The organism is Acinetobacter pullicarnis (assembly GCF_006352475.1).
Taxonomy (GTDB): domain Bacteria; phylum Pseudomonadota; class Gammaproteobacteria; order Pseudomonadales; family Moraxellaceae; genus Acinetobacter; species Acinetobacter pullicarnis.
Genome location: NZ_VCMZ01000001.1, coordinates 2,285,080 through 2,305,234 on the forward strand (window position 1 = coordinate 2,285,080; position 20,155 = coordinate 2,305,234).

The 20,155-nt window shown below is 39.7% G+C and carries 21 protein-coding genes; 11 read left to right on the forward strand and 10 right to left on the reverse strand.

The features are described from left to right. Positions 1-15: 15 nt before the first annotated feature. On the reverse strand, positions 16-1,227 hold the full coding sequence (locus FD716_RS10100) for an acyl-CoA dehydrogenase (protein WP_139852228.1): 1,212 nt from the start codon (positions 1,225-1,227) through the stop codon (positions 16-18). Between the two features lie 252 nt (positions 1,228-1,479). Between FD716_RS10100 and FD716_RS10105 the strand changes: the two genes are divergently transcribed. Further along, positions 1,480-2,454 (forward strand): LysR substrate-binding domain-containing protein, encoded by a 975-nt coding sequence (locus tag FD716_RS10105; protein WP_139852229.1) that lies wholly within the window; start codon positions 1,480-1,482, stop codon positions 2,452-2,454. 30 nt (positions 2,455-2,484) lie between these two features. Here FD716_RS10105 and FD716_RS10110 read toward each other — a convergent pair whose 3' ends face one another. Beyond that, positions 2,485-2,814: a hypothetical protein gene (locus FD716_RS10110; protein ID WP_139852230.1), complete on the reverse strand. Its 330-nt coding sequence runs from the start codon at positions 2,812-2,814 to the stop codon at positions 2,485-2,487. Positions 2,815-2,909: 95 nt separating this feature from the next. On the opposite strand from FD716_RS10110, the gene FD716_RS10115 reads away from it, so the two are divergent. The 5 genes from FD716_RS10115 to metK all read left to right on the forward strand — a co-directional run bounded on the left by FD716_RS10115 (position 2,910) and on the right by metK (position 7,656). Then, entirely contained in the window at positions 2,910-3,332 is a 423-nt protein-coding gene (locus tag FD716_RS10115; RefSeq protein WP_139852231.1) for an HD domain-containing protein, read from the forward strand. Positions 3,333-3,504: 172 nt separating this feature from the next. Further along, a complete protein-coding gene (locus tag FD716_RS10120) occupies positions 3,505-4,425 on the forward strand; it encodes a LysR family transcriptional regulator (protein WP_139852232.1) in 921 nt (306 codons plus the stop codon). Between the two features lie 67 nt (positions 4,426-4,492). Continuing rightward, positions 4,493-5,581: a tRNA (uridine(54)-C5)-methyltransferase TrmA gene (gene trmA, locus FD716_RS10125; RefSeq protein WP_139852233.1), complete on the forward strand. Its 1,089-nt coding sequence runs from the start codon at positions 4,493-4,495 to the stop codon at positions 5,579-5,581. 234 nt (positions 5,582-5,815) lie between these two features. Then, positions 5,816-6,046 (forward strand): hypothetical protein, encoded by a 231-nt coding sequence (locus tag FD716_RS10130; RefSeq protein ID WP_139852234.1) that lies wholly within the window; start codon positions 5,816-5,818, stop codon positions 6,044-6,046. 443 nt (positions 6,047-6,489) lie between these two features. Next, positions 6,490-7,656, forward strand: a complete 1,167-nt coding sequence (metK, locus tag FD716_RS10135; RefSeq protein WP_139852235.1) for a methionine adenosyltransferase — start codon at positions 6,490-6,492, stop codon at positions 7,654-7,656. A gap of 100 nt (positions 7,657-7,756) precedes the next feature. Here metK and FD716_RS10140 read toward each other — a convergent pair whose 3' ends face one another. Next, a complete protein-coding gene (locus FD716_RS10140; RefSeq protein WP_139852236.1) occupies positions 7,757-8,008 on the reverse strand; it encodes a hypothetical protein in 252 nt (83 codons plus the stop codon). 288 nt (positions 8,009-8,296) lie between these two features. On the opposite strand from FD716_RS10140, the gene FD716_RS10145 reads away from it, so the two are divergent. Further along, a complete protein-coding gene (locus tag FD716_RS10145) occupies positions 8,297-8,506 on the forward strand; it encodes a hypothetical protein (protein WP_228714941.1) in 210 nt (69 codons plus the stop codon). Here the strand turns inward: FD716_RS10145 and FD716_RS10150 are convergent. Beyond that, on the reverse strand, positions 8,477-9,112 hold the full coding sequence (locus FD716_RS10150) for a LysE family transporter (protein ID WP_139852238.1): 636 nt from the start codon (positions 9,110-9,112) through the stop codon (positions 8,477-8,479). The genes FD716_RS10145 and FD716_RS10150 overlap by 30 nt on opposite strands. A 243-nt stretch (positions 9,113-9,355) precedes the next feature. Next, the gene (locus FD716_RS10155; RefSeq protein WP_139852239.1) at positions 9,356-9,925 is read right to left on the reverse strand and encodes an FxsA family protein; all 570 of its coding nucleotides are present in this window, start codon (positions 9,923-9,925) and stop codon (positions 9,356-9,358) included. Positions 9,926-10,298: 373 nt separating this feature from the next. Between FD716_RS10155 and ruvC the strand changes: the two genes are divergently transcribed. Further along, a complete protein-coding gene (gene ruvC / locus FD716_RS10160) occupies positions 10,299-10,844 on the forward strand; it encodes a crossover junction endodeoxyribonuclease RuvC (protein ID WP_139853661.1) in 546 nt (181 codons plus the stop codon). A 138-nt stretch (positions 10,845-10,982) separates the two neighbouring features. Here ruvC and FD716_RS10165 read toward each other — a convergent pair whose 3' ends face one another. Then, the gene (locus FD716_RS10165; protein WP_139852240.1) at positions 10,983-12,707 is read right to left on the reverse strand and encodes a glutamine--tRNA ligase/YqeY domain fusion protein; all 1,725 of its coding nucleotides are present in this window, start codon (positions 12,705-12,707) and stop codon (positions 10,983-10,985) included. Between the two features lie 164 nt (positions 12,708-12,871). Here FD716_RS10165 and FD716_RS10170 point away from each other — a divergent pair, with 164 nt between their 5' ends. The 3 genes from FD716_RS10170 to nfsB all read left to right on the forward strand — a co-directional run bounded on the left by FD716_RS10170 (position 12,872) and on the right by nfsB (position 14,932). Beyond that, positions 12,872-13,381 carry a peptidylprolyl isomerase gene (locus tag FD716_RS10170; RefSeq protein ID WP_139852241.1) on the forward strand — a complete coding sequence of 170 codons (510 nt, stop codon included), beginning with the start codon at positions 12,872-12,874 and terminating at the stop codon, positions 13,379-13,381. Positions 13,382-13,421: 40 nt separating this feature from the next. Next, the gene (locus FD716_RS10175) at positions 13,422-14,141 is read left to right on the forward strand and encodes a UDP-2,3-diacylglucosamine diphosphatase (RefSeq protein ID WP_139852242.1); all 720 of its coding nucleotides are present in this window, start codon (positions 13,422-13,424) and stop codon (positions 14,139-14,141) included. Positions 14,142-14,275: 134 nt separating this feature from the next. Further along, positions 14,276-14,932, forward strand: coding sequence for an oxygen-insensitive NAD(P)H nitroreductase (nfsB, locus tag FD716_RS10180; RefSeq protein ID WP_139852243.1), 657 nt, complete (start codon positions 14,276-14,278; stop codon positions 14,930-14,932). A 133-nt stretch (positions 14,933-15,065) separates the two neighbouring features. Here the strand turns inward: nfsB and FD716_RS10185 are convergent, their stop codons facing one another. The 4 genes from FD716_RS10185 to FD716_RS10200 all read right to left on the reverse strand — a co-directional run bounded on the left by FD716_RS10185 (position 15,066) and on the right by FD716_RS10200 (position 19,983). Continuing rightward, positions 15,066-17,297, reverse strand: a complete 2,232-nt coding sequence (locus tag FD716_RS10185) for a TonB-dependent siderophore receptor (protein WP_139852244.1) — start codon at positions 17,295-17,297, stop codon at positions 15,066-15,068. Positions 17,298-17,536: 239 nt separating this feature from the next. Then, a complete protein-coding gene (locus FD716_RS10190; protein WP_139852245.1) occupies positions 17,537-18,391 on the reverse strand; it encodes an EamA family transporter in 855 nt (284 codons plus the stop codon). 152 nt (positions 18,392-18,543) lie between these two features. Continuing rightward, positions 18,544-19,578 (reverse strand): class II fructose-bisphosphate aldolase, encoded by a 1,035-nt coding sequence (gene fba, locus FD716_RS10195; RefSeq protein ID WP_139852246.1) that lies wholly within the window; start codon positions 19,576-19,578, stop codon positions 18,544-18,546. A gap of 135 nt (positions 19,579-19,713) precedes the next feature. Then, the gene (locus FD716_RS10200) at positions 19,714-19,983 is read right to left on the reverse strand and encodes a hypothetical protein (RefSeq protein WP_139852247.1); all 270 of its coding nucleotides are present in this window, start codon (positions 19,981-19,983) and stop codon (positions 19,714-19,716) included. Positions 19,984-20,155: the final 172 nt, after the last annotated feature.

The window sequence follows — 20,155 nt, forward strand, 5'->3', positions numbered from 1 at the left end:
ATAAAATTGATTAGATTAGTTACAGAATGCGGCAATACCCGTTTGCGCACGACCCAAAATTAAGGCGTGTACATCATGTGTACCTTCATAGGTATTCACAACTTCCAGATTGACCAAATGACGTGCTATACCAAATTCATCACTGATTCCATTACCGCCTAGCATATCTCGGGCAACACGTGCGATATCTAATGCCTTACCACAGTTATTGCGCTTGATCAGAGAAGTGCCTTCAATGGAAGCCGTCCCATCATCCTTCATGCGACCAAAACGTAAAGCGACTTGTAAACCCAAAGCAATTTCAGTTTGCATATCTGCTAATTTCTTCTGAATCAACTGATTTGCAGCCAATGGGCGACCAAACTGCTTACGATCCATGGTGTACTGATGTGCGGTGTGCCAGCAGAATTCTGCCGCACCCATCGCCCCCCATGCAATGCCATAACGTGCACTGTTTAAACACGTAAATGGTCCTTTTAAACCACGCACTTCTGGAAAAGCATTTTCTTCTGGAACAAATACTGCATCCATAACAATTTCACCCGTAATCGAAGCACGCAAGCCAACTTTACCGTGAATTGTTGGTGCAGACAGCCCTTCCCAACCCTTTTCCAAGATAAAGCCACGAATATCACCGACATTACCTTGCTCTGAAACTTCTTTCGCCCAAACTACAAACACATCTGCAATCGGACTATTAGTAATCCACATTTTCGCACCACTGAGGCGATAGCCTCCTGGTACTTTCTTCGCACGGGTAATCATGCTGCCCGGATCCGAACCATGATCTGGCTCTGTTAAACCGAAACAACCGATATATTCACCACTTGCTAGCTTAGGAAGATACTTTTGTTTTTGTTCTTCAGTGCCAAATTCATTGATGGGTACCATGACCAACGAACTTTGCACACTTGCCATTGAACGATATCCCGAATCAACACGTTCAATTTCACGTGCAATCAAGCCATAGCTTACATAATTCAGTCCTGAACCACCGTATTGTTCGCCAATCGTTGGTCCTAATAAGCCAAGTTCGCCCATTTCACGAAAAATGCGTGGATCAGTTTGCTCATTACGAAATTGCTCTAAAACACGTGGCATCAACTTATCTTGACAGTACGCTTGTGCCGCATCACGAATCATGCGCTCTTCTTCAGTCAATTGCGCTTCGATTAAAAAAGGATCTTGCCAGTTAAATTTAGAAGATGATTTTGCTGTGTTGTTCATGAGGGAATGCATCCTTTGCTCTAGTCATGTTTATTTAAAGTTCATGCTAGTGATGCCAAACAGATTTGACAAACGATTAATTCGCATTGAGATATGCTATTTTCACATAGCTTGTTATTTCATTTTATGCTTTGATGGTGTAATTAGCGATGATTTAAATAATTTTCTAGATCAAACCTAGCTACACCCCGCGTAAATATTCATTTAACTAATGTCTACAAACTTTAATTTATAAGGCTTATTGGGGAACTTATGCGCAGAACTATTCCATCATTACAAGCGCTACTGTGCTTTGAATCTGCAGCCAAACATTGTAGTTATACTTATGCAGCACAGGAACTTTCTCTGAGCCAAAGTGCTGTATCTCGGCAAATCCAACAATTAGAAGAATTATTAAAACTGCCTTTATTTAATCGGACCCGCTATGGCGTTGAACTTACGCTGGCTGGCGATCAATACTATAAAAAAATTAAACCCTTACTTTCAGGAATAGAACAAAGCACCTTGGACTTGATCGCACACAAAGGCCATGGAGGCACCTTAAAACTCGGTGTTGTCCCCACCTTTGCCACGCGTTGGTTACTGCCTCGACTCAATGCTTTTAATGAAATTCATCCTGAAATTACCATTCACTTAGAAACCAGCACCAAACCTTTTCTGTTTAGCGAGCATATATTTGATGCTGCAATTTATACGGGTACTCATGCACAAATTGCAAATTGGCCAGGTGCTAAAATTCATTACCTTATGAAAGAGGACGTGGTACCGGTCTGTTCACCTAAATTAATTAAAAAATACTTTCCAGAATTGGTCGCAAAGTCCAAAGCGCAAAATCTGCGATTAAGCCCAGAACAAATTGCGTGCTTACCATTACTACAGCAAACGACGCGCCCTAAAATTTGGCAAGAATGGTTTGATAAGGCGGGTTTCACCCACCCTTCCCCAACAGATGGACAACGACATGAACTATTTTCAATGCTTGCTGTTGCAGCAACCCATCAGATGGGAATTACGCTAGTCCCTCAAAATTTATTAGAAAAAGAGCTGGCTTCAGGTGAGTTGGTGGTAGCCTCTGATCTAAGGCTTCTTGGCGCACGAGCCTATTATTTTGTCTATGCAGAACAACAAGAAAGCCCATTGATTACGAAGTTTGTAGAATGGTTAGCACAACAAGCCAATGCTTCAGAAAAAGCCAGCAATAACGACGCCCTACTTTGTGACTCTTAGCATGACATTAATTGTAACTTACGCCGTAGCTCACTCACGTGGGCTTAAACCGATATAACGCGACATCCCCAGCACCCCAAGATCCATTTTATAAATTAAATAGTCTGTGTAATTCGACTGCGTAATTTCATCAAAGATATTGAGTTGATCATCATTGGCATGGATTTCATCGATGCTTCTTGGCAAAGTTTGCTCAAATAAATCACTGACATATTCAAAGCTTAAATCCATTGCAATAAATAATGTGTGTGTACAAGGCTGTAAATATTGCTCTTGAGACCAATCAATGACCGCTGACTCACAATAAGGGCATGTTACATTTGCTTGATGATTTTTAACTTGAATGAATTGAAATGTCATAGTTTCGAGCACAAAATAAATGCCAGTTTAATGCGGTTTTCTCCAAATGAAAACGCATTGCAATAATCAGCTCCAATTTAGTCAATAAGGATATTATGTCTACTATAGAAATTGCCATTGCACTCGCTGCAAAAAAACATGCTGGACAAATAGATAAAGCCAAACATCCTTATATATTTCACCCACTTAGAATCATGTTTAAAATGAAAAGCCCTGAACAACAAATTGTTGCAGTGCTTCATGATATTTTAGAAGATACCGATACCACTGTCGTTGACTTAATTTCACTGGGCTTCAACCAAGATATTATTGATGCAATTTTAGCCTTAACCAAAAAAAAGAATGAATCACGGATAGAAGCCGCCTATCGTGCGGTCAAAAATCCGTTGGCACGCATTGTCAAACTAGCAGATGTAACGGATAACATGGACTTATCTCGAATTACCCAGCCTAGTACTAAAGACCTATTGCGCTTAAAAGAATACAAACACGTCTATCAGATTTTAACCACTGAATGAGTTTGACCATTTTTTCCATCCACGATGGTGCTGAAAATTCTTCCAGCACGTTTACCACACTCTTTTGACGGCACTATTTTACTAAAAAGTTATAGGATTTATGTTTCTAGCATTTGACATGCTGCAACCATTTCCTTAAAAATCACTTATTGTTGCAATTTTGGAATGTTCTATGCTACCGGATTTAGATGATTTTTATTGTTTTGCATTGGTGGTTGAACACGGAGGCTTTAGTGCTGCTGAACGCGCAACCGATATCCCTAAATCCAAATTAAGCCGTCGTGTCTATCAATTGGAAGAAAACTTGGGAGTTCGTCTAATTCAACGCAGCTCACGTCATTTTGCAGTCACAGATGTGGGCATGAATATTTATCAACATGCACAAGTAATGGTAAATGCAGCACAAGCTGCCCATGATTTAGTCGATCATCTCAGTGTACAACCACGTGGCGTCATTAAAGTTAGCCTACCTGTGACCATCGCCCAACATGAAATGGCACAAATTCTACCTGCGTTCTTGAAAAACTATCCTGAAATTAAAGTTCAATTTTTTGTAAGCAATCGTCGAATTGATGTCATCAATGAAGGGATCGATGTGGCTTTGAGAGTGCGCTCCAATCTAGATGATGATCCCAATTTGGTCATACGCCAATTTCAGCACATTGAACAACATTTATTTGCAACCCAAGCCTACCTCAATGAATTTGGGATGCTAAAAAGCCCAGAAGACTTAAACAAACATCGTATTTTAAGCATGTCCCAAGATCATTTAGATCAACAAATGCTGTTACATAATGCAGATAACCAACAGATCAAAGTAAAAGTAAATCCCACCATTATGGCTTCAGATCTCAGTATGCTCGCGCAATTGGTTAGCCAAAATTGTGGGATTGCGTTGCTTCCTGACACCATTGCCAGTGAGTTAATTCGTACAGGCCGCATTGTCCGGGTATTGCCTGAATGGAAAGCCCCACATGGTATTTTCCATGCAGTTTATCCCTCTCGTCGTGGTTTATTGCCCGCAGTCCGTGTTTTTATTGATTATTTGGTTGAATGTTTTGCAACAAATTCAACCTCGACCACACCGCAATAATAGCTTCGAGCATTCTAAGCCAATTTTTGATACCATCCTCTCTTAGTTTTTTTGCACTGTATTCCCTATGACTTTAGCGCCCTATCAACAGCAGTTACAAACGAAAATTGACCGAGTAAACACCCAATTCAGTCAATTTTCTCCACCAGAACTTGACGTTTACGCCTCGCAAGAACACAATTTTCGCATGCGTGCAGAGTTTAGAATCTGGCGCGAACAAGACGACATGTTCTATGCCATGTTTGAGCGCTCAGCCGAAGATCAAAGCAAAGTTGTGGTACGCATTGATCAATTCCCAATTGCCGATCAAAGCATTAACACTCTGATGCCAATTTTATTGGCGGCATTAAAAAAAGATCCGGTATTAAATCAACGTTTATTTGAGGTGCATTTTCTCTGTAGCTTAAAAGGTGAAATGTTGGTTTCTTTAATTTACCATCGTAAACTCGAAGCTGACTGGGAAAGCGCTGCGCAAGAACTCGCAACAACACTCGGCTTTAAATTGGTGGGTCGCAGCCGTAAACAAAAATTTGTATTTAGTGATGAGTTTATCTTGGAAGAGCTTCAAGTACTTAATCGCACTTATTTATACAAACAGTTTGAAAATAGTTTCACTCAGCCAAATGCACGAGTCGCTGAGAAAATGTTGAGCTGGGCATGCCAAGCAACTGGTGATAACAATCAAGACCTGCTTGAACTCTACTGCGGCAATGGTAACTTTACTTTACCCCTCTCACAGCATTTTAACCGTGTACTCGCCACTGAACTGGCAAAATCCTCCGTTTATGCAGCGCAATGGAATATTGAACAAAATAAAATTGATAATATTCAAATCGCTCGATTATCAGCTGAAGACTTCACCCAAGCCTATCATGGCGAACGCCAATTCCGTCGCCTGCAAGAAGCCGAAATTGACATTCAAAGCTATAATTTCGATACCGTTTTTGTCGATCCACCACGTGCAGGCATTGATGATGAAACGCTTAAATTGCTGCAACTTTTCCCACGTATTATTTATATTTCATGTAATCCTGATACTTTATATGAAAATCTTAAATGTCTCACTCAAACGCATCGTATCACCAAGTTTGCACTGTTTGACCAATTTCCATATACCCATCACGTTGAATGTGGCGTTTTACTCGAAAAAATCTAAACAACAGGCTTAGACTTTAATTCATACAAATAAAGCAGCTATTTTGCCGAACAAGCAAAAGATTAGCTGCTTTATGTTGTAGGTATCTCCATTTTTATTTCATTATTCCGTTCAATTTTGGTGTTATGATCGAAAAATTTTATCCATTAAAAAGAGCAACCTGGCTTAAGGTGCTTGTATTTTATTTTATATTGGTTATATTTCGAACTATGTTAAGTTCTAGAAGAAGGCTCTATGAGTTTTTGGAAAAATCTGCTGATCTCTGATCCGCAGGACAACGAGCATAAAAATCAAATTGCTTGTGTTGAAAATGACTGTTCATGTAAATCGAACGACCAACTTCTTTCAGCGTTAATGAAAGAAACGGATGAAGAAATCATCGCTGGAATTAAAAATGTACTGATCTCTCGTGGCTATAGCCGTAAAGAACTCTGTGCATTGATGCCAACTCAAATCCGAGTCTAATCAATTCCCCCTTTGAAAATGGCACTTAAAGATTAAGTGCCATTTCTATTTCAGGCTTTCAATCATTTAAATTCAATAAAACAATTTTAAAGCAGCCTCGCCTTTGCCATTTTTCTAAATTTAACGTTCAACTGCTAAAAGATGAATTAAATTCAATTAAATACACAGTTATTTAATCTAATATTCCTTGGCCTTCATTATCTGAAATATTAGGCTTGTTATGGCTCAGGCATATAAACACTTTAGTTTATCAGTCTTTCAATTCATTTATGCAGCAGCACAAAGTACATATTTCATACAGAAACTTATTATTTTCTGAGTTTTTTTAAGAAAAAGCCCCTGATTGAAATAATTTCATGCAATTTACTCAGGTTAAGCTAGTCCTAAGGCTGAAGTCGATGTAACATATCGCGTCTTTATGAATAAACTTTGATAGGATTTTCATGCGCGAGTATGCCGTTTTTACTTCGGAATCTGTAAGCGAAGGCCATCCTGATAAAATGGCCGATCAAATCAGTGACGCAATCTTGGATGTCATCTTAAAAGAAGATCCATATGCTCGAGTGGCTTGTGAAACTTTGGTAAAAACTGGTGCAGTTGTACTTGCCGGTGAAATCACATCGACTGCGAATATTGACTTTGAAGCTGTTGTTCGAAAAACCGTAAATGGTATCGGTTATCACCACACTGACCTAGGCTTTGATGGTTCGACTTGTGCCGTCATAAATATGATTGGTAAACAATCTCCAGAGATTGCTCAAGGCGTTGATCGTCAAAAACCTGAAGATCAGGGTGCAGGTGACCAAGGTCTGATGTTTGGTTATGCCAGTCGTGAAACGGACGTGTTAATGCCAGCCCCGATTTCCTATGCACATCGCTTAATGGAAAAACAAGCTGAATTACGCCGTAATGGCCGTTTACCGTGGTTACGTCCTGATGCCAAGAGCCAAGTAACCTTCGCTTATGAAAATGGTAAACCAGTGCGTTTAGATGCGGTGGTACTTTCAACGCAACATGATCCTGACATTAGCCAAGTTGCGCTAAAAGAAGCCATCATCGAAGAAATTATCAAACCGATTATTCCAGCAGAAATGTTCCATGCTGGCACTAAATTCCATATCAATCCAACAGGTATCTTTGTGATCGGTGGCCCTGTAGGTGATTGTGGATTAACTGGCCGTAAGATTATTGTTGATACCTATGGTGGTATGGCACGTCACGGCGGTGGTGCTTTCTCTGGTAAAGATCCATCTAAAGTTGACCGTTCAGCGGCTTATGCTGGCCGTTATGTTGCGAAGAACATTGTTGCAGCAGGTTTGGCTGACAAATGTGAAATCCAAATTTCATATGCTATTGGTGTTGCAGAACCAACCTCGATCTCAATCAATACCTTTAATACAGGTAAAGTTTCTGATGAACTAATTATTCAGTTGGTTCGTGAACATTTTGATCTGCGCCCTTACGGCATTACTCATATGCTCAACTTATTGCAGCCGATGTATCAACAAACTGCAGCCTACGGCCACTTTGGTCGTGAAGGTAATGATCATGCCTTTACTTGGGAAAAAACCGATAAGGTTGACGCGCTTAAAGCATCTGCAAATCTATAAGTTAGAACTCTAGCAATTGCTAAAAAGCTCACATTAATGTGAGCTTTTTTATGCAAAATGCTTTTGTGCAACCATTACAAAAGACAGAACAGCAATTTGATTATTTTTTTGGCGCATGCGTATTATCCTGATTCAATACATCTAAGATAAATGGCTGAGTCTGCGTATCTTGCGTGTCTTCGATATAAATATGTACCAGTTTAAAAACAAGAACAGCAGCAAAACAGGTCACCACACAAAAGACCCATAAATTAATTGGACTTCTAATATGATGTGAGCCACATTTGGGGCATGCTTTGTTGTAACTTGGTAAAGCTTCTTCGCAACAAGCACAATGATATTTGTAGAGCATAGGTATTCTCCTATTTTATTTGCCTAAGCCATTCATTTAAATATTTATATGGCCTATAGAGCATAGGAGACCTCGCAAACAAAAACAATCCTTAATTTATATAAGAGATGTTAAAAGCCTACATAAAAATACTGCCTACGCATAATTCTCTCTATGACTTACAGAGCAGATATAAACCATATCCTTGGCCGAGATTGTAATACTGCTCTATAACAATTAAATGACAAAATGCATATTACTGGATGAACAATGTTATTCTATGCCGGTTCTTTGCAGAGGAGTTTACAGGTGTCACTGATTCACAAAGGCGGTTTTAGAGAACGGGCGAATCGCAATCACAGATATAAAGATTCTGAAAATCAACAGGCTAGTTTGAAAAATCAAAAAAAATATCAACCTAAAGCCCAAGATCAGCAGTTACCTGTCACTGAGACAGCAGCAGCCCCCTTGACTGATCTAATAGCATCATCAAACACTGAAGAGTCTAAAGACATCTAACCACAGCCAAATGGCAAACAACATGAATAAGACTCCAGAAATCAGATCGATATAACCACTGACTTGTTGGTAAATCGCCTTAATTCGTGCTCTAGATAAAATCCACATTAGCAAACTAAAAGTTAAAACAGTTTGAATTGGAATAAGTACTGCCAATTGCATCTTAAGGTCTGTATTGGCAGATGAACTTAAGGCAATTGAAAATACGCTACTGAAATAAATAACGATTTTGGGGTTAGATAAATTGGTGAATAGCCCATTTAAAAAATAATTTTGTTTTTCTGGTTGAGCTTCGATATCTAAGGCAAGTTTTTGTTTTAAAGCAGCACGGCCACCTCTAAACATCGCATAGCCCATTTTTGCCAGAAACAACCCACCAAGCAGCATAATCAATTGCTGAATCCATGGCCATTGCTGAATCAGAACCGTAAAACCAAGTAGCGTTAAAACAACCCAAACCACGACCCCCATACTAATCCCGAGAATAATCTTAAAGGTATTGGCCTTGCTGGTGGATGCTGCACTTTTTGCAATGAGAAGTACATCGGGACCGGGAGTCAGTTGGGCAATAAAATGTAGTGCGCAAATCGAAAGTAACAGTGACATTTAAAACGTGCTCAAACATGAAGATAAAAAGTATAACGATCTTTTTTCAATAAAAATAAAAAAACAATAACAACAATCGATTAAATCATTTTTCCTGGTGGATGCTAAGATCGCACTGGCTATTTTAAACAGTATGACGCTTTTTCATTTACGATAAAAAACCGAATCATTGATTCGGTTTCTTAATTGCTACTCAGCCTTGCGCTAAAGAGAAAGCCTTTAGCCGCACAGGTGATTGATGCCTTACTTCTTCGGTGTAACGTCTTTAAATTCAATTTTCTTATAGTCAGGTTCGACTTCACGCGCCTCACCATCAATCACATTAGAATCTTGATAATTTGCACCATTTTGATTTTGCATTTGACGCATCAAATCAGCAAATGGGTTTTGATCTGCAGAACCACCTGCATTCATGCCCCCCATCATGCCACCCATCATTTTTTCCATCATCGCCTGCTGGCGTTTAGCCATCGCTTGCATGAACAAGTTGCGGAACAACTTCTGCACTGGTGGAATCAAAATAAGTAAAGCCAATACATCACTGATTAAACCGGGAATCATTAACAAGAAACCAGCCATAGCCGTTGTGATTTTACCACTAACGGCTGAATCGCCACCCATTTGACCAGTCATCTGCATTTGCTGTAACTGTGGCATAAGCACAGCAGTACTTGAACGAAGCATCTTCATACCGATGAAAAAAGTAATGAAAAATGAGAAAAAGACATGCCAACCACTAATGAATTGTGCAACCCCAATCCAGACAGCAATTTCAGCAACAATCGCAATTAAAATAATGGGTAAAATTTTCATTAAGATCAATCATCTCTAAATATAAATGGGGGGATTTCATTTGCAGTACTTAATCGATGGATTAATTTTCTACAAACAATGCTGTAAGTCAGTTGGAAGGTAGCAATGATACCGAATTAATCTTGGAATAAAACAACTACATATTCATGCCAGACAATGAATTCGACGAAAAAACCCGCAGATTCACCTATAATTGCAAGTCCCTACTGATTTCAAAGCACTTACATCATAAATTATGGGTACAAAACTAAATTTATCAAGTTAAGCCACGTAAATATTCGGAAAATACCATTTTTTGTACGAGAAATTAGGCTATGCAGTCACCTTAGCCTTGTGTAACAATATCAACATTATTGATTTTTTAAGCTTAAATATGACCTTAATTATTGGCATTGATCCAGGCTCTCGTTTAACTGGCTACGGGATTATTGAAAAAGATGGTCAAAAACTCAAATTTGTTGATGCAGGCACTATTCGCACTGAAACCAAAGAAATGCCTGAACGTCTTAAACGTATTTTTGCTGGGATTCATCGTATTGTAGAATTTCATGGTCCAACTGAAGCTGCTGTAGAACAAGTGTTTATGGCACAAAACCCCGATTCCGCATTGAAGCTCGGTCAAGCACGAGGCGCCGCGATTGCAGCTTTGGTCAATTCAGATCTAGAGGTCGCAGAATATACGGCCCGACAGATTAAGCAGTCTGTCGTCGGCTATGGTGCCGCAGAAAAAGAACAAGTACAGATGATGGTTATGAAACTACTCAATTTAAGTATTCAACCACAATCAGATGCAGCAGATGCACTGGCTGCTGCCATTTGTCACGCACACGCCTCTGGCACCATGAGTAAGCTTGCCGTATTGAATGCACTTGGTGGAATGGCGCGTGGCCGCAGCCGCACCAGTAGCCGCAGACGTTGATTGCTAGACTCAACAAACCAACTCTGCAAACCGAACAATCACCATGACAGCAGATTAAAAAACGCAGCCTGAGCTGCGTTTTTTAAGGTCATTGAAAATAGGTCTAAACGCTGTCAGCTTAAATCAGACAGCTTTAAATTACTTACCTGGTTTAAAGCTATCACGTAAATCTAAAATGCGGTTAAACACAGGTTTTGCTTCACTGTGATCATAGCGATCTGCGACAAAATAACCTTCACGTTCAAACTGGAAACGATCTTCTGGCTGGGCTTGAGCAAGTGATGGCTCAATCACAGCTTGAACAACTTTGAGTGAATCTGGATTGAGATTGTCTAAGAAATCTTCTTCGCCCGCTTCTGGATCAGCTTGGCTAAATAAACGATCATAAATACGTACTTCAGCCGCAATGCCTCGGCTTGCAGAAACCCAATGCAATACACCTTTGACTTTACGGCCTTCTGGATTTTTGCCCAATGTTTCTGGATCAATTGAACATTTCAATTCAATCACTTCACCAGCAGCATCTTTAATCACGTCATCACATTTAATCACATAACCATGACGCAGACGCACCTCACCTTGTGGAATCAAGCGCTTAAAGCCTTTTGGCGGTACTTCTTCAAAGTCTTTACGATCGATATAGATTTCTTGGGTCAAAGGAATCACGCGATCTCCCATGTCAACATTAGGATGACGTGCATGGGTCATTTCAAGTTCTGCTGGCAAATTGGTCAACGTCACTTTTAATGGGTTCAATACCGCCATACCCCGTGCAGCGGTATTTTCGAGTGATTGGCGAATCGAAAACTCAAGCATTGCCACATCAACAATACCATCTGTTTTAGACACTCCGACACGCTTACAGAAATCTCTTAGACCTTCTGCGGTAAAACCACGACGACGCATGCCAACAACGGTTGGCATCCGAGGATCATCCCAACCATTCACATAACCTGCTTCAACCAATTTACGTAGTTTACGCTTGGAGGTAATGGTGTAATCAATATTTAAGCGACTTGATTCATATTGATGCGGCACGGTTTCAGAGCGAACTTTCTCAACCACCCAATCATAGAATGGGCGGTGATCCTGGAACTCCAAAGTACATAAAGAATGGGTAATCCCTTCGATTGCATCAGACAGTGGATGCGCATAATCGTACATCGGATACATTTTCCACTGATCACCGGTTTGGTGATGTGCTGAATGTAATACACGATATAAAATTGGATCACGCATATGTATATTGGATGATGCCATATCAATTTTGGCACGTAGTACCGCTTGGCCTTCACCAAGTTCACCATTGTTCATTTGTGCAAAGCGCGCTAAATTTTCAGCAACGGTTGTATCGCGATAGGGAGAATTTTTACCAAGCTCTCTAAATGAACCACGGTTTAAGCGAATTTCCTCAGGACTTTGCAAATCAACATAAGCATCGCCTTGCTCAATCAACTGTACTGCCCACGCATGTAATTGATCAAAATAGCTCGATGCATAACGTGGTTCACCTTCCCACTGAAAGCCCAACCACTTTACATCGTTCGCAATACCATCGACATATTCTTGTTCTTCAGCATCTGGATTAGTGTCATCAAAACGTAAATTACAGACACCTGCAAATTCTTGGGCAATACCAAAGTTCAAGCAAATCGCTTTCACATGACCAATATGTAAATAGCCATTTGGCTCAGGTGGAAAACGGGTAACGATTTTTTGAGTATGTCCCGTTTTCAAATCATCAGTAATAACCTGACGAATAAAGTCTAAACCCGCTTGTTGTTCTTGCTGTTGAGCATCGACAGGCGTAACAGAAGATGTCGGGTTCATTGGCAAATCAGAAACAACAGTGTTCGGCTTCATAACTTTTTAATCACTTATAGATAAAGGTAAGAGAGGAAAAAACATTAATTTAAGTATTTAACAAAGAAAAATAACATTTTTGCTTGCCTTGTAGTTTACAGTTTGCTTATGCTTCTCACAACTGAAAAACCCATGGCATTTCGTCATGTTTAGGAGATTATAGAATGAGTTTTCCTCAAGTCGAATTAAATACCAATAAAGGACGTATTGTCCTTGAACTAAATTCTGAAAAAGCGCCTAAAACTGTCGCTAACTTTTTAGAGTATGTTCGTGACGGTTTTTATGATGGCGTTATTTTTCACCGCGTGATCGAAGGATTCATGGTTCAAGGTGGTGGCATGGATGAAAACTTCAAAGAAAAAGCAACTCGCGATTCAATTGAAAATGAAGCAGATAACGGCCTAAGCAATGAAGTTGGTACTGTTGCAATGGCACGCACTCAAGCACCACATTCTGCTTCTGCACAGTTCTTCATTAACGTGAAAAACAACTCTTTCTTAAACCACACGGGTAAAACAGCACAAGGCTGGGGCTATGCTGTATTCGGTAAAGTAGTTGAAGGTCTCGATGTTGTTGATACCATCAAAGCTGTACGCACTGGTAACCGTGGTTATCATGCAGATGTACCTTTAGAGAATATCGTGATTGAATCTGCTAAAATTATCTCTGAGTAATTTTAGTAATTCAACGTTTTAGTATTCAATAGGAAGCATCGTGACCTATCTGTTTATATCAGATTTACATTTGTCACCTGAACACCCTCGATTAATTCGGGGGTTTTTAGATTTGTTAAAACATTATTCACAACAGCAGACCCAACTCTATATTTTAGGCGATTGGTTTAATACTTGGATTGGTGATGATTTTCATGCAGCATGGCTTGATGAAATCGTCGTTGCATTAAAACAGTTTAACCAGCAAGGCAATCAGATTTATTTTCTGGCAGGTAATCGCGATTTCCTCTTAAATAAAAAATTTTTAAAACAGTTTAATGGCATTTTACTGCCAGATGAACTTACGCTTAATATTGCGCAGCAACGCCTACGCATTGAGCATGGCGATGCACTGTGCACAGACGATATCGCTTATCAACGCTTCAAAAAAATCATTCGACAACCGCTGTTACTCGCGGTACTCAAAAGAACGCCACTCAAATTTAGAATGCAACTCGCTCAAGGTTTTCGTAAAAAAAGTCAGCAGTCTCAACAAAACAAAAGCTATGCCATCATGGATGTCAATGATGATGCGGTGGCAGATGCCGTACAAACTGTTGACTTATTAATCCATGGCCATACTCACCGTCCAAGCGTCCACCATGAACATGATAAAGTTCGGATTGTATTGGGTGATTGGCGTGAGGAAACATCAGCAGCAGAAATTCTAGAAGTGAATCAGCAAGGCGAATGGAAATGTATTACTTGGCCGATTGCCTAAACTCATTTTCATTTACAGGTGCTGAAGATCAAGCGCATATTTTAAAAATTATTATTTATATTAAATCGATCTAATTCACTTTGGCTAAATAGGTATAATCATCTGTATCTTTTATTTAGATTGAATACCTATCTATGGATTTACTCAGTATTTTGCAGCAACGCTATAGTACCAAAGCCTACGATTCAAGTAAGAAAATCCCTCAAGCACAATTTGAGGAACTCTTGGCACTCATACGCTTAACACCATCCTCAATTAATATTCAGCCTTGGCATTTTATGATTGCAGTCGAGCAAAGTGCCAAACAACGTATTGCTGAATCCTTAATTGGTAACTACGCCTATAATGCAAGTAAAGTCTTAGATTCATCGCATACGCTGGTATTTTGCAGCAAAACCGATATTGATGAAACCTATTTACAGCAGCTCAATAATCAAGAAAATCTAGATGGTCGTTTTAAAGATCTAGTCTCTCAACAACAGCGCCACCAAAGTCTACAGAACTATGTGCAGCATTATCATCAAAGCCAAGGTGATATTTCGAGATGGACTGAAAACCAAACTTTTATTGCCTTGGGTCAGTTACTCACCACTGCTGCTTTAAAAGGAATTGATGCAACCCCTATCGGTGGATTTAATGCAGAAATTCTCAGCCAGCAATTAAAGCTCGATACGCTCGGATTAAAACCAAGTGTAATCGTCGCACTTGGTTATCGCAGCGATAGCGACTTCAATGCAAAACTGCCAAAATCACGTTTAGACGAAAGCGAGATTTTTAGTTATATCGCATAATAAAAAATCCACTGTAGGCTATCTCTAACAGTGGATTTTTTTATACTCGCCCAAATATTTTAAGACAGTATTCAAGCTGCATAAATAACCGCTATATTAACAAGGCTGATTTAATCAGCCTTAGATATTAAACCTAGAATTTAGCACGTACAGTGAAGGTCACATTACGCGGTTCGCCCCAATAGATTCCATTATAAAAACCAACATTCAGATAATATTTTTCATCAAATAAATTATTAATGTTTAAACTGGCTGATAATTCATCATTGATTTTATAACTGGCGAAGGCATTGGCCAAATAATAAGATGGCTGTACGATTGTTCCACCGTTGTGGGCATTTTTAGGTGCACCACCCCATTTTTGAGATATTTCACTTTGCCAGTTTACCCCACCACCGACAGTAAGTTTATTCGCGCCTTTCCATAAGTTTTCAGGTAAGGTATAGCTACTAAAAAGTTTGACTTGGTTTTGTGGAATCGTCGTCGTCGAGCTCGCATTGGCAGAGGTAACACTATTCACATAAGTATAACCTGCGCTGATATTCCAATTGTCTTGCAACATCCCAATGACTTCGACTTCAAAACCATTGACTTTCAAACCTTTACCCGTTGACATATAGGCTGTTTCCATATTATCAACTTTGGGAATGGTGCCATTCTTCACCCCATCACGATATTCTTTGTCTTCTACAGCAAGATCCTGAACTTTAGACCAGAATACCGCTGCACTGGTGAGTAACTTCGCATCTAAAAACTCCGCTTTAACCCCCATCTCGGTATTACTGCCAACCTCAGGATCTAAGTAATTACCTGCTCGATCCCGTTTTCCAGATGGCGTAAACATATCGGTATAACTGGCATAACCGGTATAGGTATCATTGAAGTCATAAAGTACACCAACATAAGGGACAAATTTCTTGAAACTGCGAGGTTTCAGTCCTGGTTTAGAATTATAATTTTCCCACTCTTCTTTTTTATAATCATAAGTATTAAAACGCCCACCGAGTATTAACTTTAAGGGATCAGCTAAATTTAAACGTAGCGTCGAATAATAACCATACAGCTCTGTCGTTTGTTTATCATGATCTCCATTCAGTTGATAGTTTGGTTTAGGAATATTGCCTGTCCATTCATAATAATTGGGAATTTCGTCTGGATATTTAATATCTGCATCAACATCTTGCGAAGTGGACTTACTCTTATAACCGCTATAACCCAAAATTAAATCGTGCTGACGACCTAAGAATTGAAATGGTCCCGTCGCATAAAGATCGAGATTGAGCTTTTTACTTTCTGAATAGGGAGAAATATTGGTCCACATCCCAATACCCGAACCCGTTTTTGGGTCGGGAAAACCACCGCCCCCATAGGCCATTAACCAACTGCTATCCGATGTACTGTGGCTTATTGCCGCTTTTACAAGCCATTCATTTTCAAATGTGTGCTGAATATCCGCAAAAATAGTTTTATCTTTTTGGCTAATCGAACTCCAATCTGCGGCCAAACTAAAATTACGTGATAAATTGGCTAAGCGACCATCCTTATTAAAGTAAGGCACAGCACCCCAAGTGGAACCTTTAGGTGTGTTGTCTTGATATTGGAAACCCACAGATGCCGTGGTATTCGCGGTTAGGTCAGCTTCAATAACGGCCATTGCAGCCGTTGATTTTAATTGATAAAAATCCATATAGGATTCTTTGTCGGTATAGGCAGCCATAATTCGGCTACGGATACTGCCATCTGAAGTCAATGGAATTGAAGCATCTGCCTCAACCCGAGTATCATCCCAACGACCGTAACTTGAACTGACACTGCCTGACAGCTCCTTGGCGGGACGCTTACGGATCATATTAATGGTGGCAGATGGATTACCTGTTGACCCCATTAAACCCGAAGCACCTTTAACCACTTCAATTCGGTCAAAAAAGAAACTGTCTGCACGTGGATCATTATCTCCTATGGGCATCCCATCAATTTGCTGGTTTGTAATTTTAAAACCACGCGCATAATAATTCGAACGCTCACTATCATTTTTGGTTACAGTCACGCCAGGCGTTGCCGCCAAAATATCATCAATATTATTTAAATTGCGTTGTTCAATTTGCTCACTGGTAATCACACTGATCGACTGAGGTGTTTCTTTTAAGCTAAGATTAAGTTTAGATGAACTACGTGATGCTTTTGCTTTAAAGCTACCCGTCCCTTCGCTCTGATCGCCAGAAGTCGCCTTCACAATGATTGTCGGAAGGTTAATAGTGTTCTCAGCTGCATCTTCCTGAGCATAAGCAACTTGATTTATCCCCGAAAAAATTAAAACAGTTTTCACTGCCAGACTGAGCGTATTCAGTTTAAGTATTCTATTCATGAAGTTAATACGAACCATTAAATGAGAATCGTTATTATTATTGTTTTGATTTGTATAGTAAACCCTTTTTAAAATCAATATTTAGCTTTTATTACAGCATTACATAGCGAGAATTTAACTGTTAACACTAGGTTAAATAGAAGTTAACAGTCACGGCAATTATATTTAGGGATTGCGCTATTTGAATAGTTTTAACTGGAGCTAAATTCCACCCAACTGTAAATGGCTCTTTATGATTATTAAACTGCCATCGCCAAACACAACACGCTCATTACCCCGAGTAGTAAGGCAAGAAATAATTCTTTTCGAAGCTGCTCTTTAAATAAGATCACGCCCAGCAGACCACCTAAAAACATCACTAGAATATTCATGCCAACAAAGACCACTGCTGGTGAATCTTTTAATAATTGATGTGCTTTCACATAGAGGGCAATATTGGCGAAATTGAATAACCCTAAGACAAGACCTGCGCTAATCGCCTGCTTATTCCATTGGGTTTTTTGAACAAATAGAACCACAAGTGTAAAAATGAAGGCCAAGATAAAACTTAAATTAATTGTTACTGCAAACTGTAAGCCAAGACTACTGGTGTATTTAAGCAGAACATCCACCAATGCATAGCCCCCCCATACAGCCAATAAAGCATACAGCCCAGTTTTAGGCATCGCCTGTGTTGTATTCAGCCCAGACTTTGAAAATAATAAAAGTAAAATGGCAGCAAGCCCAAGCACCAATCCCAAAGCCTTGAGTAGATTTAATTGTTCTTGGAACAGCATAAATGCTGCGATCACCGATAGAATCACGGAAAGTCGTTGGGCAATTTCGGTTTTTACCATCCCAACTGTTTGTAAGGCCTTACCCAAACATAAAAAAATACTGGGCAAGATAATCGCCAAAAGGATGATAATCCACCATGGCGTACCTGTAATAGATATATGACTAAAATCGGGCTTAAACCAGAAAAAACATAAAATACTAGCAATGGCATAATTCGATGCCACCATTTGTAAAGTATTTAAGCCTCGCGCTTTAAATAACTTCATTAAAGCAGAGACCAATACACTACATAATGCTGCCGCAAAGACCAGTTGCATGTTTCTTTCCTGAGTTATTTTAAGTTCAAGCGTTTTATCTACATAACCACGCATAGCGAAGTAATATGATTTTGTTTAATAAAAAAGCCCACAATTGTGGGCTTTGATTTTATAACGAGATAGACAATATAACAGCAGTAATCAGGCGAAGATTAATAGCGTTCGACCATTTTCTCTAATGAGATTGGGCGAATTTTATCCGCATTACCCGCAGTACCAAAAGCAGTATAACGATCGATACACACTTGTTTCATGGCTTCGACTGAAATTGCAAAGTATTTACGTGGATCAAATTCACTTGGATTTTCAGCCAAGAAGCGACGAATTGAACCTGTAGAAGCTAAACGTAAATCGGTATCGATATTGATTTTACGAACACCATGTTTAATTGCTTCAACCAACTGTTCTACTGGCACACCATAAGTTTCTTTGATGTCGCCACCAAATTCATTGATTACGGCTAACCATTCTTGTGGAACTGAACTTGAACCATGCATCACCAAATGGGTATTTGGAAGCGCTGCATGAATTTCTTTAATCCGTTCAACTGCAAGGATATCGCCTGTCGGTGGGCGAGTAAATTTGTATGCACCGTGTGATGTACCAACCGCAATGGCCAAAGCATCAACGTTGGTATCTGCAACAAATTGGGTCGCTTCTTCAACAGAGGTTAATAGCTGAGAATGATCCAGTACGCCTTCAGCGCCTACACCATCTTCTTCGCCAGCCATACCGGTTTCTAGGCTACCTAGACAACCGATTTCGCCTTCAACCGATACGCCACAGGCATGTGCCATGGCAACAGTACGACGGGTTACATCAACATTATATTCATATGATGTCGGTGTTTTTCCATCTGCAGCCAAAGAACCATCCATCATCACCGAACTAAAACCCAATTGAATTGAGCGTTGGCAAATATCTGGGCTGGTACCGTGGTCTTGATGCATCACCACAGGAATATGTGGCCATTCTTCAATTGCAGCTAAAATAAGATGACGTAAAAACGGAGCACCCGCATATTTACGTGCACCGGCAGATGCCTGCACAATAACAGGTGAATTGGTTTCATCTGCGGCCATCATAATTGCGCGCATTTGTTCTAGATTGTTTACGTTAAATGCTGGTACGCCATAGCAGTGTTCGCCGGCGTGATCCAAGAGCTGGCGCAATGAAATAAGAGCCATAATATCCTCCCAGGTAATGCCCCATATTCTACCCTGTGATCTGTTCCAATTCAGCAACAAATCGACTTATTTCTAAAAAAAATCCCTGCAAACGCAGGGACTTTTAATAAATAACCATTTTTAGCGACCAGTTGTCTATTTCTGAGCCGGTTCTTCCGTTGCTGGCGTTGCAACATCAGCAGGTGCATTGGCTTTTTCTGCTGGAACATCTGTATTTTTTTCATCTAAAACGGGTTTATCCAATTTATCGATCGCTGCTTGTTGCTCTGGTGTTGTCTGATCTGACTCAGCAACTTGAGCATTTGAGCTTGCTTGTTGTTCAGATGTTGCAGCATCTTTTTTGGCACATGCAGTCAAAGCTAAAGGAGCAACAAGAAGTGCGGCAAGAAGTAGTTTGTAGTTCATCACATTTTCCACAATCGGTGATTAATTTCACAACAATATATTGCAGAGATATTACATTTTAATGACGAAAAAATAAAAGGCTGACATTTTGTCAGCCTTTTATTCGATATCGCGAGTCAATTTAACGGTTCGACTAAGCAGGTAATCAACGCATAAAATATAACGTTACGCT

What these genes read in the sequence shown, in the direction of transcription:
- FD716_RS10100 (WP_139852228.1), bottom strand. Translation starts at nt 1,227, where the DNA reads ATGAACAACACAGCAAAATCATCTTCTAAATTTAACTGGCAAGATCCT.
- FD716_RS10105 (WP_139852229.1), top strand. Translation starts at nt 1,480, where the DNA reads ATGCGCAGAACTATTCCATCATTACAAGCGCTACTGTGCTTTGAATCT.
- FD716_RS10110 (WP_139852230.1), bottom strand. Translation starts at nt 2,814, where the DNA reads ATGACATTTCAATTCATTCAAGTTAAAAATCATCAAGCAAATGTAACA.
- FD716_RS10115 (WP_139852231.1), top strand. Translation starts at nt 2,910, where the DNA reads ATGTCTACTATAGAAATTGCCATTGCACTCGCTGCAAAAAAACATGCT.
- FD716_RS10120 (WP_139852232.1), top strand. Translation starts at nt 3,505, where the DNA reads ATGCTACCGGATTTAGATGATTTTTATTGTTTTGCATTGGTGGTTGAA.
- trmA (WP_139852233.1), top strand. Translation starts at nt 4,493, where the DNA reads ATGACTTTAGCGCCCTATCAACAGCAGTTACAAACGAAAATTGACCGA.
- FD716_RS10130 (WP_139852234.1), top strand. Translation starts at nt 5,816, where the DNA reads ATGAGTTTTTGGAAAAATCTGCTGATCTCTGATCCGCAGGACAACGAG.
- metK (WP_139852235.1), top strand. Translation starts at nt 6,490, where the DNA reads ATGCGCGAGTATGCCGTTTTTACTTCGGAATCTGTAAGCGAAGGCCAT.
- FD716_RS10140 (WP_139852236.1), bottom strand. Translation starts at nt 8,008, where the DNA reads ATGCTCTACAAATATCATTGTGCTTGTTGCGAAGAAGCTTTACCAAGT.
- FD716_RS10150 (WP_139852238.1), bottom strand. Translation starts at nt 9,112, where the DNA reads ATGTCACTGTTACTTTCGATTTGCGCACTACATTTTATTGCCCAACTG.
- FD716_RS10155 (WP_139852239.1), bottom strand. Translation starts at nt 9,925, where the DNA reads ATGAAAATTTTACCCATTATTTTAATTGCGATTGTTGCTGAAATTGCT.
- ruvC (WP_139853661.1), top strand. Translation starts at nt 10,299, where the DNA reads ATGACCTTAATTATTGGCATTGATCCAGGCTCTCGTTTAACTGGCTAC.
- FD716_RS10165 (WP_139852240.1), bottom strand. Translation starts at nt 12,707, where the DNA reads ATGAAGCCGAACACTGTTGTTTCTGATTTGCCAATGAACCCGACATCT.
- FD716_RS10170 (WP_139852241.1), top strand. Translation starts at nt 12,872, where the DNA reads ATGAGTTTTCCTCAAGTCGAATTAAATACCAATAAAGGACGTATTGTC.
- nfsB (WP_139852243.1), top strand. Translation starts at nt 14,276, where the DNA reads ATGGATTTACTCAGTATTTTGCAGCAACGCTATAGTACCAAAGCCTAC.
- FD716_RS10185 (WP_139852244.1), bottom strand. Translation starts at nt 17,297, where the DNA reads ATGAATAGAATACTTAAACTGAATACGCTCAGTCTGGCAGTGAAAACT.
- FD716_RS10190 (WP_139852245.1), bottom strand. Translation starts at nt 18,391, where the DNA reads ATGCAACTGGTCTTTGCGGCAGCATTATGTAGTGTATTGGTCTCTGCT.
- fba (WP_139852246.1), bottom strand. Translation starts at nt 19,578, where the DNA reads ATGGCTCTTATTTCATTGCGCCAGCTCTTGGATCACGCCGGCGAACAC.
- FD716_RS10200 (WP_139852247.1), bottom strand. Translation starts at nt 19,983, where the DNA reads ATGAACTACAAACTACTTCTTGCCGCACTTCTTGTTGCTCCTTTAGCT.